Genomic DNA, 13,614 nt, shown 5'->3' with positions numbered 1-13,614 from the left:
CGCCGAGTGCCTAGGTCAATTCAAAGTGGTGAGACAAATCGCGCAAACAGAAACGGATTGAAGCCACCCCCGGCTTTAGTTCGAAAACAGCAAGGCGGCGGACGTCCGCGACGTCATGGCGCCGAGTGAGAAGGCCAGAGTGGAGGCGGCGACGAGCGCCGAAGCATGCGCGTCAGCCTGCGCCTGGCGGGCGTCGAGCAAACCGGTTTCCGCCTCGATCGCATCGGTAACCGTCCCGACCCCGTTCTTGTAAGCGTCGAAGGCCGCGTCATAGGTGACCTTTGCAGCCCGCACCAGTTCGCTCGCCGAAGCGTAGGCCTGCAAGGCCGAGCGCAACGTATCGGAGGCAATGACGATTTCCTGGACTGCGGTGTTGCGTGTCTTCTCGAAGGACGCCTCCGCGGCCGCGACAGCGGATTGCGCCTGGCGTCTCGTGCCTTCGCGAATCCCGCCGCTGTAGAGCGGCACTGTCAAGCCCACGAAAACGCCGGAGGTCGTGCCCTGGCCGGCAAGACCGGGCAGATTGCCGCTCTGAATCGTGCCGTCACCCATTGCGGCGATTGCGCCGAGATAGACTTTCGGCATGAAGCGGGCCTTTGCAGCCATTTCATTTGCCTGGCTTGACTTCAACTCTGCATAGCTTGCGATCACATCCGGACGACGTGAAAGGGCGGCTTCGATGACCTGTTCCGTGGGGAAGGATTGTGCGCTCGGAAGTCTGCGATTGGCGGATGAGGCGATCCTGATCTTGGAAAGAGACGAAATGCCGACGGCGGCCAGTACGTCCTGATAACTGTCGCGAAGCGTATCCTGCGCCTGGACGAGCCTGTACTTTGCTTCCGCCTCAAGCTGTTTGGACTGCGCAACGGCGATAGTGGTGCCAATTCCGTTGGCGTAGCGCGATTGCGCCGCATCCCTGATGCGCTTGCTATTCGCCAGAGCCTGCTCTGCGATTTTAACGTTGCTCTGTGCAGCTCCGTAGAGGTAGTAGCTGCGGGTTACGTTGTATATAACAGCCTGATGCGCGCCATTGAAAGAAACATTGGCCGCATGGAGGTTGTGCTTGGCGGCCTCCCGCAGGGACTTGCGCTGACCGAAATCGAAAACGAGCCATTCCAGGGCGACGTTCGGCGCAAAGCCGCTGGCCGTGGTGGTGACATCGGTTGTGCCGCCGCTCAGGTCTGGCAATGGCGTGACGAAATTCTGGTAACCGCCGATCACATTCGCGGAAATGGTCGGCAGATAGGCGGCTTCGGACATGCCTACGGCGAGCGCCGCCTGTCGCGCCTGTTCCCACGCTATCCGGGTTGCGGGATTTTTTGTCTGCGCGAGGTCGATCAACTCGGTCAGCTTGTAGACCTTCTGTGAATCGACGCCCCTTTCAAGTTTGGCGACAGCCGGTTCGGCAGGCACCGAAAAATCCGAACTTGATGTCGTCGACCCCTCGGGCCGCCATGCCTGATCGGGTGAATCCGAGGCCAGATCCAGGCTCTTGCTGATGCAGCCTGTCGCGGTGATCATGACTGCCGCGGCAAGCAGACTCAAGGAAGCCGGGCGGGATTGAGATATGAAAATGGTCATCAGGCCGCACTTCCTGGTCGTACACTTCAATACTGCCTGATGCGTAAAGCAGTTTGGTTAACCTGTTATGACTTTGACCTTGAATTCGGCTTGCTTTCGTACGAAGCCGCCCACTTTACTGGCGGAGCGCCTTCAGCCTCGAGCCAATATCGCTGCTGCCTGCATCGCCTGCAAACAGGCTTCCGGCAAGATCGCGGCTTCCGGAAATAGCCTCAGCGGCTGTATCCAGTTCGGACGCCGGGGGCCGCATCGTTGCGGGCTCGAACATGGTCGTCTCCAGTAGCTGTGACGCAGCGCCCAGCCTGACATAGGCTCCCGAAACGTCTTCGACCTTGAGGCGTTGGTCGGTCGACGGACGATCGGCGAGGCGCATCAGCCCGTCGAGCGCCGAATTGATATTCTGCCTGACAGTCGTCATCGCGCTTCGCGGCCAGAACTGCGTGAAAATGAAATAGATGACGACATTGCCGATCAGGATGCCGACGATCCTGTCGCTGGCCTGCGAAAACTCGAAACTGGGGCCGAAACCGTTGAGGATCGTCAGCAGAAACGCCAGCGCAATCTGTACGCCTGCATAACTGATGCGTTCATTTCCGGACGACACCCAGCCAGCGATGAACACGCCTGCGAACACAAGCAGCATGAGGCCGCCAATGGATGTGAGCGACGGCATGATGAACAGCAGCGCCAGGACGCCCATTGCCGCGCCTATCAGGCATCCGATGATGCGCAGCGCCAGTTTGCGCACGGTTTCTCCGGTCGAGCCAAGGGCGGCGACGTAACAGGTGATCATCGCGGTGTGGATGCCGTCCCAGTGCAGCCCGGTATAGAGGAGATAGCAGATGACAGCCGCCACAGACGTCTTCAGGGCGTATCGCTGATGATCGGGATTGGAAAACGCATCGGGCGATAGGAGAGGCGGTTTTTGCGGATGTGGCGACCCACCGCCGTCCGCGTGAGAAAGATCAGCAATTTCGCGCCAGATGTCGACGCCAGGTCCTTCTAGCTGTGCTCGCGCAGAAACGGTGACGTTGCGATCTTTGGCGGAAACCTTGCCTGCGACATCGAGCAAGGCGTTCGCCAATCGGCTTCGTTCGTCTTCAGGCAAATGCCTTGTGACGTGGGACGCGGAAACCAGAATGGCGTAGCTTGTCTCGACAGCGCCGTTCAGCCATTTCGCATAGTTTCTGGGGCACAGATACAAAAGTTTCACAAGCTGCATCTGTGACAACAGCGTTTCGTTTCCTTCGCCGAGCAGCTCGTCGATTTCGTCTGCCTTGTCCCGTCCGCGCAAATGCTCGGCCGCGACCGATAGCCGCTTGACGACTTTGTCGCGAACCTGCCGCTCGGTCGAAAACCCGAGAAACAGGTTGAACACGATCATGAGCAACATGGGCATGGCGGCCATCTTCCAGGCCATGAGCAGCCCCTGGTCGGCAATCTGTCCGACCGGCACGTCCGTGACCAGCGTCATCAGAAAGGCAATAATCAGGCCCACTATGGCTGCTTGCTCGCCGAGGGGCGTCGTGGAGCTCAAAAACAGGAACAGATACGAGGCAAAGAAGATGATCGCCAGCCGGGCCGGCGGATTATCAATCGTAAGGTTGATGACCGGGATCATGATCACGACGACAATGCTTGCAAGCAGGATAAGGCCGGCGCCCATGACGATGTTCTGGGCTGCGTCGGGTTTCATCAGAAAGATGACGAGATAGCAGCTGATTGCAGCTTCCGGTATCTTCATCATCATGGCCGTGGCGGAAACCAGACTGCATAACAGCGCGATGCGCCACGTCATCCCGAAGCGTCCGGGAAACGGTTGCAGGTCAGTCCTGGCCTGTCGATACAGGTGTCGCCAATTATAACGTGCAGGCATCGCCGCGCTGAATGATCGAAACGGCGGACGCGCCCACCCGCATCAGGTCGGCTGGTGGATTGTCCAGCCGGATGCGGACGGGAAACCGCTGTTGCACCCTGACCCAGTCGAGTGACTTCGGAATGATCGGAAGGGCGTTCGGCAGAAGGATCTGCTCCTTGGAGCTGACGCCCCAGCCGATCCCGTCCACGACGCCCTGGATGGCGCGGCCGCGATCGGCAAGCACGTATACGGTTGCGCAATCGCCGATCTCGATACCCGGCAACGCAGTCTCGACATAGGCGGCCGAGGCGAACCATGATTGGGAATTGATCAGGGTGAAGACCGACTGTCCGGGCAGGACGTACCCACCAGCCGAAACGGACAGCCCAACGACCCTGCCGTCATTGGGCGCGCGCACCACGGTTTGCTCGAGTTCAAATTCGGCAATGGCCAGAGCCGCCCGTCGCGCCTTGACCAGCGCCTTGGCGGCCTCCTCGTCGCTGATCAGCACCTCGGCTGCTTCTTCCTGGCGCAGGGCCTCGTTGAGACTGACTTCGGCGTCCCTCTTGGCGGTGCGCGCGTCGTCTACCTGTTGTACGGACACATAGCCCTTGGACTCCATCGGCAGCAGCCGGTCGAGGGTCTGTGTCGCAAGATCCAGGTTCGCGCGCGCCCGTTCTACCTGCTGGGCGGCGATGATCGCGTTTGTCTGTTCGGCCTTGATTGTGCGGGCCTTGTCGTTTGCGCTTGCGACGGCGATGGCGAGATCGGCGCTGGTCTGGTCTACAGCCAGTTGATAAGGCGTCTTGTCTATTTCGAAGAGGGTCTGGCCCTCCGAGACGTAGTCGTTCTCCCTGACCTGTATCCTGCTTATGCGCCCGGCGACCGACGGGGCGATATGGACGATATCGGCTCCAATGGTCACGTCGTCGGACATCGGATTGCTTCGTGTCCTGGTCACCTGGTGATAGATAAGGACGCCGGCGGCGAGGATCACAAGAAGACTGGCGCCCCCGCCCAGGATCAGTTTCAACTTGTTCGAAAGAGACGCCATTGTACGCTAACTGTTAAAAACAAGCGAAAGGATGATGTAGTTCACAATCAGCATCATGCTGACATACACGGCGACCTTCCAGCGCAGAACGTCATCAAGCCCTACCGCAACGAACAGGCCTCTCAGGATCATCGTCAACACCACCGCCCCCAACAGGCAAAGAAGCCATGCCGGAAAGAAACTGCCAAACATCGGGATAGAAGGCGCCATGCTCATAGACAGGTTCGTGAGGATTGTTTCCGTGCGAGTCGTATATTCAACTCTACATGCTATGCAGTCCGGATGACAATTCAATTGAGCATGCTGCTTCATCCGGCATAGCCTTAGAAATACCGCTCGAAATCTACGACAAGAACGATCCCTTCGGAGAACCGGAGGCCGGTATTGCGCCGGATTTCAATGTCGGCCGCAGTCGTTCATTGGATGGCTGGACGACATATTCCCCGTTTGCACTGGCGCGCAATGGCGCCGCCCCGGCCTGCTTTGAATTCGCCAGGAAAGCTTCTTGTCTGTTCCATTGCGGATAGCCTAAGGCTTATCGTGCGTCAGAAGCGTTTCAGCAACGGTTATCGAATTTGAGGTTCGGTCCTGTTCCGGAACAAAAAGAGAACTTTTCGGGAGAATTTCTGTTGAATTTGTGCTAGAAGATAACACCGTTGAATCTAGTGGTCGTCACCCATCGAGCAGACGCAATCGCAAAATCCCGAAACAAAGCCAGAATGTGCAAAAACGGGATTCCCGAAACAAAGCCAGATATGGCGGGGGCCAAATCCCGAAACGAACCCAAATCCCGATTTCGCGAATTCCCGAAACAAAGCCAAACGCGAAAACCATATTCCCGAGACAAAGCCAGAATCCTAAATGGCTAAGAGGTTTTATTGTAAGATATTGTTTTAATTGAATTTTTAAGAAATGGTCGGAGTGAGAGGATTCGAACCTCCGACCCCCTCGTCCCGAACATGGTTATCTTCGAGGAAAAGCCCGGTTTTCTGGGATTTTTCATCGCCGTTTATCACGCATGTTCACGTTCAGTTCGTGGGTTTCAGGTGGGTAACAGGTGGGTAGACAACGGGGACGTCAGCCCAGGTTTACGACATTGCTGTTGGTGGCCCGCTTCGGCAACGGCCGCTTGGCGGTAATCCTGGCGGCCGCGTCCGCCTGAAAATCCGGATGATGGTGATAGTATGTCGATCGGAGCACAGCCTCCGTCATGCCGAGATAGTCGGCGGCATCCGACAGGGTAGCGCCGTTCTGCATCAACCAGGTAGCTGCTGTGTGGCGCAATACATGCGGCGTCACATCGGTCTGAAACAATCCGTCTTCGGCATACCAGCCAAGACCGGCTGCTTCGCATGCAGCCTTGAAGCCCTTCTTGACTGAGCTCACCGGCTTGCCGCTCCACTCGACGACGTAGTCCTCGGAGATCATCCTGCCGATGTTTTTGCTTTTTCCGCGATTCTTCGTCTTGATCTCCAGTGGTGTCGTCGACCACCGCCGCAAGTGCGCAAGAAGGCGATCCGGGATTCGGACCGGAGGTTGCCGTTTTTTTGTTTCCTGCTGTTTGGCCGAGCGGCGAAAGAATACGCCTTGCTCAAGGTCCACATAACCGCAGCCCTCTTTTGGCCTGATAGCTGCTCCGCAGATCGCTCCAGAACGCGTTCCTGTGTAGAGACCAATGAGGATGAAGCGAGCGACGTGGCGGCCGGTCCTGCGGTCGCTCTCCTGTCCTTTCCAACTCTGTTTCATCCGCCACGCAGCCCATAGTAACCGCGCAGCCTCGTGTCGAGTCAGCCATCTTTGTCGTCCGATTGGCTTGTTCGGCAAGATAACGGCCGGAACCGCTGTTACATAACCTTCCGCGTAATAGTGATTGATCGCTGCGCGCAGATCCTCAAGCTGGCGTCGTGCTGCTGCTGGCGTCGAGGCTTCTGAAGCATATCGCCGGCAGGCATTCCCGTTGATATCGGAAAGATGCATGCGACCAAAGAATGTGAGAACCTGAAGTAGTCGCGCGCCCGTTTCTTTCGGGTCCTTGTGAAAGGGCGCCCTGTCTTCAAGATATACGCTTATGATATCAGCTACTTTGACCTGATCTGGACTACGGTCCCGGTGTCGCGAGGGGGCGTACTTGGCGGAGATGTAGGCTGCGAGTTTTTGATCAGCTTCCACGCGGCCATCTTTGCCGCAGCCAGTGCTGAATCGCTTTCCTCCGTCCTCGATGTACCATCCGGCAGCGTTTCTGATATTCCCATTCTTCTTCCGGCTTTCTCGTCGCCAGACAAGTCTGGCGCCTTTCGATGGACGCGACATCGTTCCCTCATTCGCTGAATCTCGGCCAGGGTGACGTACTCCTTGCCGGCAATCATTTCGGTGACGAGGCGGCCGCGATCACGTTCCTTGCGCAAACCTGCCACCCCCATAGTGCCATCAGGAAATGCTATTTTAGCGGCAATGTCCATGCGAATGGGTTCTTCTGGTTGAAAAATCGTTGGATTGGTGGACTGTTTCTTCGCGCTCATTGGCCAACGTTTTAAACAATTGAGGGTATAGATGCAGAGTGGGTATCGAGCTCTTCCGGTCTATGATCGAGGTAGCGCTGCTCTCACGTCAACAAATTGGCGAAGACACCAGCATGCACAGCGAGGACGATGATGTTTGTGCGGTAAATCATCTCTCCAGCCGGACCCGGAACCAATAGCAAGACTATTTTTACCAACCATCTCCGCACTCCTCATCAGTCGCACAATACTCGTCCTTCTAGGATAAAGGCGCCACGGCAGGGTCAACCAGCAAATCGGCATGGGAAACACATCGGTTCGTCCCCCGCCGACAATCCCATGAACAACAACCAATTAAATCGATGTGGCATTGGCTGACCATGGCCGCGCACGGCGCTATTCCCGGCGTTTTAGCCATGCGCCAACGAGGATTTGCCAAGGCTCATGATCTTGGCAACCAACTGCGTCTGGATGGAGATGAATATCGAGCGGTTGACAATTGGCATCCGGATTTCGTTGGCTGTCTCACCTCAAGACGGTCTTCTGGATCTATGCTCTCCAGGCTTCCGACACATTTGGTCATCGTCCGGATCATCGATAGCTAAGGCCCTGACCCTAACCCTGGCCACATCCAGGTGTGGTCCGAACCCTGAGAATTTCGATCCTTTCCGCTTTGCAATTGCCAAAATCGGGATCGGTGTGAGAACGCCAACCCCCTGCACCCCGGGGTGCTCCCCGGCTTTGGGGAAAGGGCTTGTGCCCCGCAACCATGTGGATCAATGCAATTGTCGCAAGGTTCGACGCCGCACGCGGCCCGTTGTAGCGGCATCGCCGAATAACCAGGACCGATCCCGCTGATTCCCAATAAGCGGGATGAATGGTATTTTATGCAGAATTATCAGCGGCTTACCAGAGCCGTGAGAAGGTATTTTGTGAGACGCGGGCCTTTCGGTTCCTCTAACTCATTGATTTTATTGAGTCCAGTATTTCCGATTGATCGCCTACCGACTGCGCCTTCTGACCGGGGATCGGTTTGACCTTTCTGAAGTTGAATGGTGCCCAGCTATCGATGACCGCGACCAGCATCGGTTTACATCATGGAGCGGCAAAACATCGCGTTCAATCTTGCGCACAGACTGCACGGCAAGAACTCAATCAGCCGCGACCGGCGCATGGCGCTCGGCGCTAGCTCAACGTACCACTTATGCATCTCATTCGAATCACCGGTCAGATACCATGCCGAAGCTGCAAGTGGATAGTTGTGTCCATTCGTCTGGTAGCAGACCTCTCATACCCTCGTCTTGCGGTTCAATTTTTACTTAGGGAGATCTGCGCAGTGGCATCTTTCTCAGCAGCACCATCGTGGTTTTGCTTGTTCTGGCCTCTGCAGAATTCCCGTCGGCGCGGTCTCACAAGGCCCCGTAGTCATGTCTGAAAAGTCCGGTTTTATGCGGATCAGACATATCCGCATATTTAAATGGTTTCGTCTGGATGAAGGTGTCTAGGTAAGTGTCTAAATTGATGTCTATAAAATATATAACAATATCAATATCATATAATGATTTAGACACTTTAGACACCTAGACACCTGTATATCTCGCGTACGCGCGCGCCCGCGTATGTGTGAGGAATTTGGTGTCTAAGGTGTCTAGAGTGTCTAATCCCAATAAAAACAGCTGCTTAAGCTAGACACTTTCCTAGACACCACCTAGACACCTCGGCTCGATAGGCTTCACATCAACCTGTGTTTGCAGATTAGGCGCGATCGGATACCGTCAACCGCGACCATGTTTGAAACCGGAAGGCTTCGGGCAGGGTAGGGGTCGTCCGTTAAGCTATGTGTGATAAGAACCAGTTACAAATGGACATAGTGCGACGGATGGGAAGTGTGAACACTGATTGTGACGTGCTCCCCTGAGATGTTTCCGTTTTTGGGTTAGCCTGTTCCTGAACGAAGGAGACAGGCAATGAAACGATCACGGTTCTCTGAAGAACAAATCATCGGCATTTTGAAGGAGCATTAGGCGGGCATGACGCCAGCCGAGCTGTGTCGCAAGCACGGCATCAGTGATGCGACGTTCTATACGTGGCGCAAGAAGTATGGCGGTATGGAGGTGTCGGACGCCAAACGGCTGAAGGCGCTTGAAGAAGAGAATGCGAAGCTGAAGAAGCTTCTGGCGGAGCAAATGATGGATGTATCGACGCTCCGCGAGATGCTGACAATGGGAGCAGGCGAACGCCATGCGTTCGAGAGAGCCTGCGAACGCTTCTGACGCCCGGCTCCAGGAGGAAAGCCGTGAGTTGGGCAATCGAGATGAGAGACTATTCGCAGCGGCGGGCCTGTGCCCTGGTTGGCATTGCGCCGCGTGTCTTCCGTTACCAGTCGAGCAGGCCGGACGACGCCGGCCTGCGACAGCGCTTGCGGGAACTGTCTTCGGAACGGCGGCGGTTCGGCTATCGCCGTCTGCACCTGCTGTTGAAGCGCGAAGGCGTCGTGGTGAACTGGAAGAAGCTGTATCGCCTCTACAAGGAGGAACGGCTTACCGTCCGCAAACGTGGCGGCCGCAAGCGAGCTTTGGGCACACGTGCTCCCATGGCGATCCCGCAGGATCCCAACCAGCGCTGGAGCCTTGACCTCGTGTCGGACGCGCTGGTCGACGGACGTCGCTTCCGTATCCTGTGTGTCATCGACGACTTCAGCCGGGAATGTCTGGCGACTGTCGTTGACAATTCGATCTCGGGCGAACGTGTCTCTCGTGAACTGGATGCGATCGCCGAACGACGCGGCTACCCCTGCATGATAGTCTCGGACAACGGCACGGAACTCACATCAAATGCCATGCTCGCCTGGCAACAGGACCGCAGTGTTGAGTGGCACTACATTGCACCCGGAAAGCCGATGCAGAATGGATTCGTGGAAAGCTTCAACGGCAGGCTGAGGGACGAGTGCTTGAACGAGCATCTCTTCCGCAGCTTCCGCCACGCCCGCGAGATCATCGAGGAATGGAGGATCGACTACAACCTGCACCGGCCACACACGAGCCTCAACGGGCTCACACCGAACGAGTTTGCAACCCGGTCCGCAATGGACCACAACGTGAACAGGGCTAGCCTATGAATGGGTACATTCAGGGGAGCACGTCACGCCGCCAAAAGGAACTTCCTCAGAGATCCCGAGAAAGCCCCACCGGAGAAAGCGTCGCTATCCAGTCGCTATACGTTCCAGAATATCGAATCTGGGGCCATGGTGAACCGCTCGTATCCATCTTCGGTAATCACAAAGGAGTCTTCAATGTTGTACGGTCCCGGTGCGGGAGCTCCCTGGGCCGCCATATACGAGCACTCCATACTAATGCACATGCCAGGCTGGAATACGGTTTCCTCATTTTGCGAGATCTTAGGAACGTCCTCTGCTGTCGGAGCCACGCTAATGCCGTGCCCCATGTGTCCTCGGGGGTAAACAGGAATAACCGACGACTTTTCCACTTCTGCCCGGATTGCAGCATAAAGATCCTTCATCTTCACGCCAGGCGCGAGCATCTCAAGGCCTTTTGCGAATCCGGCATACAATGCGTCATAGGTATCCACCTGCGCTTGATTTGGCTTCGAGCCACCAACAACCCAGGTACGCGAGATGTCACTGATATAGCCCAAATGCACTCCGCCGCCATCAATACGCGCAACATCGCCCTCCTGGATTACATAGTTCCGAGGGGCTAAGCCGATGCCCCAATAAGGTCCAATTCCAGTCTGGTAGCCAAGAGTGCTCATGGAGTTTTCTCTATCTTCCTCCCAAGCGGCTATTTGAATCATCTTATCAAAACCCATGGCGTTCATCCCGGGTTTCAGTTCCCGAGCTGCGCGCGCCATGAAACGCTCCGCATGTTGGGCCGCCAATCTCAGCATATCGACTTCCCAAGGAAACTTGATCAGGCGCGATTCAAACATCACGCCGCTACAGTCCGTTAACGGCGTACCGTTTAGTTCACCTTCTATGTAATCCCTAAATCCTCCGAGCAACATGCCCGCCTCGATACCGATTTTTCCATCTGGACCCAAGTAGTCCTGTGCAATACTTAATGCAGCTTTAATGGTAAGAGCTGGGTCAAGGACGGGATCGCGTTCCTGATGTGACTCCGCGGTTCCGTCATCTACAAAAACGAAACCGGCTACGGATTCATACTCAACATCTATTGTCTGTCTTGGGGCATCATCTTTTTCGTACAAGCTGACGACCAGATGTGCCTTCCCTTCTGCCGGAATAACTGCCGCCGTCTGGGATCCTGCAGGAACCCCTGGTGCATAGGCGAATTTGGAAAAATAGCCCGTTGAATAGAGTATATTTTCCGGGTTAATCAGCAAGAGAACATCAAATCCTTCTCGATGCATGATGCCTTGAAGACGGGATAGAATATCGTTGTGAGGTCGCTGGGCAGCCAAGGGGTGCCAGTTCTTGCCATCCTCGGGCGGCGTCACGGAGAACTGGTCCGATGATCCTTCGAACATGTTCGTTTGGGCCATCGCCGACCCGGGGGCGACTGCGGGAAGAAACAACCCGCCAGCCGTTGCAGCTGTACCAAGACCAAATTGTCTACGAGAAAGTTTCATATCATGCCTCTGTTTTCATGGGTTTGCTTGGGATTTAGTTCGGATTTCGAAGATGATGAGGGGTCCGAACTTGCCATCTCAAACCTAACACGCACCGCTGACGCGCTTTTTCTGGCACCGTCAGGATCGGACTTCGACACCCTTCGTAGATAGGTAACCGTGTTGACGTGGTCGAGGGCCGCAATGAAGAAACGCTTGGAACCGTGGCCACGATCATCCGTGCAGACCAGATTCCTCGATGCTTCACGGCAACGCAGGTATTCGCCGGGCGCTTGCGGCGCGACTGCGGCAGCACGGCCATCGAGAAGGCAGCAAGGACATGGCGAAGAGGCGTTGCGAAGGGCCGAAGCAGCAGCACCATTCTCAATTGCCCTTCGATTTCATGACCTAAAACCAGTCGCATCTACACACCCGGCACGATTGGCGCAACTTCACCTAGGCTGATACTTTCAGCAAAAGGGTCCGCTTTGAACAAAAAAGAAGGTGCAAATCATCCGATACCGGTCGATTGCCTCAAAACAAGCTATAGTTGTTCCGACACAAACTAAGGTGCGGTAGTTGGTCCGACACGAACTAAGGTGCGGTAACTGTGTTGACCAAAGGGGAGGCCGATGGGTCACCGGCAGAGAAGAGAGCTCAATTTGGAATTCCTTGAGCGGATTCCCACGGTTTACTCGTCACTTGTCCAACTGGATCCGGGTCACTTGGGCTTGGCCCGTATCGAAGTGCGTGGGCGAGACAGCTTTATCGTTCGTATCAGGACGGGCGCCCGGTCAATCTGGACGTCGGTTCCCGAAGTGGATTGGATCGGTTACTCGATTCCAATCACCTGGAAAGGCGACTACCTTCTTAATGGTATGAGCGCGACACGAAATACCGTCTTCAAACTCGACGGCGCACATGAGTTCGACGTCGTTGCAGAGTCTCGGGACTTTATAACCTTCGGTATACGCAGGTCGGTGCTGAGCCGGATGATCTCCTGTTTGATCGGTCGAAATTTCGCTATATCTGTTGACACGTACCGACAACTGCACGTTCCGGAGGCCCACAGGGAGCGGCTGCTGGGAATCCTCTTTAAGCCGCTTGCTTGGGCCCCGTCGAACGGATCTGAAGCCACCTTTGGCAGGTTGCCTCGTTCCGTTGAAGTTGCGATGATCGAAGCCATTGCAGACTGGACCATCGAGGCGGATCAACTGAACTACAGCGAGACCGTGAACCGCAAGAGCGAGCTGAGAATTGTTCGGGACTCGCTTCGCAAAATCAGAGAGGCCGACTGTTCTCTCCTTACCATTGCCGATCTCTGCCGCATGGCAGGTGTAGGGAAGTCTCGACTGCACCAGGCTTTTTCTGACATATACGGAATGTCGCCTGGCGCGTACTTGTATCGACTTCGCCTCACATCGATCCGGGAGAAGCTGGTCTCAGAGGAAGCTCCTCCAAGATCCGTAAAGGACGTTGCCATTCAGCATGGATTCTTGAGCAGTGGCCAGTTTGCCCGCGCATACAAAAATATGTTTGGCGAGTTGCCCAGCCAGGCCTTCAGGGTAAGACATAAATGATAGGGATCAATGCGTCGCCATACGCTGAGAACCCGCTTGCGGTGTCTCTCGAGTCTCGCCCCCAAGACGAATAGTGATCCGTAGCGAACTAACTGTCGGCGATCCGAGAAGTAGTCGTGCACGTCCAATGCGCCGCCTGCCGTCAGGTGTGCCGTAGTCTGAAGCCAGATGACGGAGTGAACTGATGCGGTACATGCGCTCACCCAGCGGCATATCGTATGCCAAGGTCGTAGCTGGCGAGGACCGTGGACAGGCGCTGTAAATCCTCCAGCGCGTTCATGACCGTTCAGCGCCGGCGGCGTGTCTTGCCTGGGATGGGGATCAGCACCTCATGGCGATGCTTGGAAATGTCACTGGCGACCAGCAAGGTTGGCGGGATGGAATGGATGGCGGTCATGGCCGGTCTCTTCAGGGCTGTGGTTCTGAAAAACCACTGTTGAGACCCGAGACCCGGTT

Annotated in this window: 8 protein-coding genes and 1 pseudogene; 2 read left to right on the top strand and 7 right to left on the bottom strand. The window is 55.8% G+C overall.

The window, feature by feature from the left end; all coding sequences use genetic code 11:
- Positions 1-75: 75 nt before the first annotated feature.
- The 6 genes from K1W69_RS22935 to K1W69_RS27175 all read right to left on the bottom strand — a co-directional run bounded on the left by K1W69_RS22935 (position 76) and on the right by K1W69_RS27175 (position 7,012).
- Entirely contained in the window at positions 76-1,581 is a 1,506-nt protein-coding gene (locus tag K1W69_RS22935) for a TolC family protein (RefSeq protein ID WP_220230788.1), read from the bottom strand.
- 115 nt (positions 1,582-1,696) lie between these two features.
- Positions 1,697-3,379: an FUSC family protein gene (locus tag K1W69_RS22930; RefSeq protein ID WP_220230787.1), complete on the bottom strand. Its 1,683-nt coding sequence runs from the start codon at positions 3,377-3,379 to the stop codon at positions 1,697-1,699.
- A 61-nt stretch (positions 3,380-3,440) separates the two neighbouring features.
- Positions 3,441-4,493 carry a multidrug transporter subunit MdtN gene (gene mdtN / locus K1W69_RS22925; protein ID WP_220230786.1) on the bottom strand — a complete coding sequence of 351 codons (1,053 nt, stop codon included), beginning with the start codon at positions 4,491-4,493 and terminating at the stop codon, positions 3,441-3,443.
- A gap of 6 nt (positions 4,494-4,499) precedes the next feature.
- Positions 4,500-4,709: a YtcA family lipoprotein gene (locus K1W69_RS22920; RefSeq protein WP_220230785.1), complete on the bottom strand. Its 210-nt coding sequence runs from the start codon at positions 4,707-4,709 to the stop codon at positions 4,500-4,502.
- Between the two features lie 861 nt (positions 4,710-5,570).
- A complete protein-coding gene (locus K1W69_RS27180) occupies positions 5,571-6,239 on the bottom strand; it encodes a site-specific integrase (protein WP_258571301.1) in 669 nt (222 codons plus the stop codon).
- 332 nt (positions 6,240-6,571) lie between these two features.
- A complete protein-coding gene (locus tag K1W69_RS27175; RefSeq protein WP_258571300.1) occupies positions 6,572-7,012 on the bottom strand; it encodes an excisionase in 441 nt (146 codons plus the stop codon).
- A 1,946-nt stretch (positions 7,013-8,958) separates the two neighbouring features.
- Between K1W69_RS27175 and K1W69_RS22910 the strand changes: the two are divergent.
- Positions 8,959-10,109 (top strand): annotated as a pseudogene (locus K1W69_RS22910) (IS3 family transposase).
- A gap of 95 nt (positions 10,110-10,204) precedes the next feature.
- Here K1W69_RS22910 and K1W69_RS22905 read toward each other — a convergent pair.
- Positions 10,205-11,599 carry a M24 family metallopeptidase gene (locus K1W69_RS22905; RefSeq protein WP_220230783.1) on the bottom strand — a complete coding sequence of 465 codons (1,395 nt, stop codon included), beginning with the start codon at positions 11,597-11,599 and terminating at the stop codon, positions 10,205-10,207.
- 611 nt (positions 11,600-12,210) lie between these two features.
- Here K1W69_RS22905 and K1W69_RS22900 point away from each other — a divergent pair.
- Positions 12,211-13,158 carry a helix-turn-helix domain-containing protein gene (locus K1W69_RS22900; RefSeq protein WP_220230782.1) on the top strand — a complete coding sequence of 316 codons (948 nt, stop codon included), beginning with the start codon at positions 12,211-12,213 and terminating at the stop codon, positions 13,156-13,158.
- The last annotated feature ends 456 nt before the right edge of the window (positions 13,159-13,614 follow it).

This window comes from Flavimaribacter sediminis (assembly GCF_019492055.1).
GTDB lineage: Bacteria > Pseudomonadota > Alphaproteobacteria > Rhizobiales > Rhizobiaceae > Flavimaribacter > Flavimaribacter sediminis.
Note: the sequence above shows the minus strand (reverse complement) of the source record. Positions and strands in the feature narration are given on the sequence as shown.